General features: G+C 74.1%; 3 protein-coding genes. 2 read left to right on the plus strand and 1 reads right to left on the minus strand.

All coding sequences use genetic code 11. The features are described from left to right. A partial coding sequence (locus GXW71_RS34500; protein WP_211858598.1) for a hypothetical protein occupies positions 1-237 on the minus strand: 237 nt, incomplete at its 3' end. On the opposite strand from GXW71_RS34500, the gene GXW71_RS34505 reads away from it, so the two are divergent. Further along, the gene (locus tag GXW71_RS34505) at positions 221-805 is read left to right on the plus strand and encodes an ANTAR domain-containing response regulator (protein ID WP_211858600.1); all 585 of its coding nucleotides are present in this window, start codon (positions 221-223) and stop codon (positions 803-805) included. The two genes, GXW71_RS34500 and GXW71_RS34505, sit on opposite strands and share 17 nt — an antisense overlap. Next, positions 798-1576 (plus strand): CmpA/NrtA family ABC transporter substrate-binding protein (locus GXW71_RS34510; RefSeq protein WP_211858602.1); only part of this gene is annotated, 779 nt, incomplete at its 3' end. The genes GXW71_RS34505 and GXW71_RS34510, both read left to right, overlap by 8 nt.

Consider the following 1576-nt stretch of genomic DNA (forward strand, 5'->3'; position numbering starts at 1 on the left):
GGCCGCCGAGGCGCCGGCCACCGCGCCGCGCACCATCGTCGCCGCCGCGCCGGACGTCGCCCGCGCCGCCTGACGCCGCACGCCTGCAGGGGGATACAGGGGAAAGCCCGCCCGGATCGCTCCGGGCGGGCTTTTGCTGTCCGGGCCGCCGTCACATGGCCCGGGCTTTGCTTGCCCGGCCGGGCTGAATGCAACACGTGCCCGCCTGCCCGGTAGACGCTTGAAGGTCCTGCTCATCGATACGGAGCCGGAGCGCGCGCGCGCCCTGGAGGTTCAGCTCGCCGCCGTCGGCGTGACCGCGACGGTACGCCCCCGGCCGGGCGAGACCCTGCCCGAGGCGATCGCGCGCGAGGCCCCCGATCTGGTCATCGTGGACATGGCGCGGCCCGACCGCGACACGCTCGATGACATCCGCCGCGCCACCAGCCGCGACCCGCGGCCGGTCGCGATGTTCGTCGATGTGGACGATCCCGGCTTCATGGAGGCGGCGATCGAGGCCGGCGTCTCCTCCTACACCGTGGTGGGCGCAGCACTGCCCGACGTGAAGCCGATCGTGCGCGCCGCGGTCGCCATCTTCCGCCGCTACCGCCAGGTCGAGGCCGAGCTGCATCGGGCCCAGACCGGGCTGCGGGAACGCCAACTCGTGGACGAGGCGAAGCGCCATCTCATGAAGCAGCGCCGGATGACCGAGCCGGAGGCGCATCGGTGGCTGCGTCGCCAGGCGATGGAGCGCGCCCGACGCGTCGCCGATATCGCCGCCGAACTGCTGCAGAAGGACGAGGGGGAGAAGGGCGGGAATGGCTGATCACGCCGCAACAGGCGCCGCACCGATGCGCCTTGGCCTACTGCGCCTGACCGATGCGGCGCCGGTCGCCCTCGCGGCCACGCGCGGCTTCTTCGCGGCGGAAGGGGTTGCCGTATCGCTCTCGGTCGAGCCGTCCTGGGCGAATGTCGCCGACAAGCTCGCCTATGGCCTGCTGGACGCGGCCGTGCTCCCGCCGCCGCTCGGCCTCGCCATGGAGCTCGGCCTCCGCCCGGCGGCGACCCGCTTGATCGTGCCGTTGTCGCTCAGCCTGAACGGCAATTCGATCGTGCTGGCGGAAGCGCTCGCGAAGCCCCTCCTGGACGGCGGTCCGGTTCCGCCCCCGCTGGAGACCGGGCGGCGGCTGCGGGGCCTGATCGCGAAGGGGCTGCGTCCGCGCCTCGCGGTCGTGCATGGCTTTTCCACCCACGACCTGCTCCTGCGCTATTGGCTGGCGGCCTGCGGCATCGACCCCGAGGAGGCGGTGGAGCTCAGCGTTCTGCCGCCATCGGAAATGCCGCAGGCGCTCGCGGACGGGCGCATCGATGGCTTCTGCGCCGGCGCGCCCTGGGGCGCGGTGGCGGCGCGGAGCGGCGCGGGGCGCACGCTCCTGCTGTCCTCGGCGATCTGGCGCAACCACCCGGAGAAATGCCTCGCGCTCCGCGCAGACTGGGCGGAGCGGCATCCCGCGCCGCTGCTGGGCGTGCTGCGCGCGCTGCTGCGTGCCGGCGCCGCCTGCGACGAGCCCGCCGGCGCGGCGGCGCTGGCCGCGCT

This window comes from Plastoroseomonas hellenica (assembly GCF_018129085.1).
Lineage (GTDB): Bacteria > Pseudomonadota > Alphaproteobacteria > Acetobacterales > Acetobacteraceae > Plastoroseomonas > Plastoroseomonas hellenica.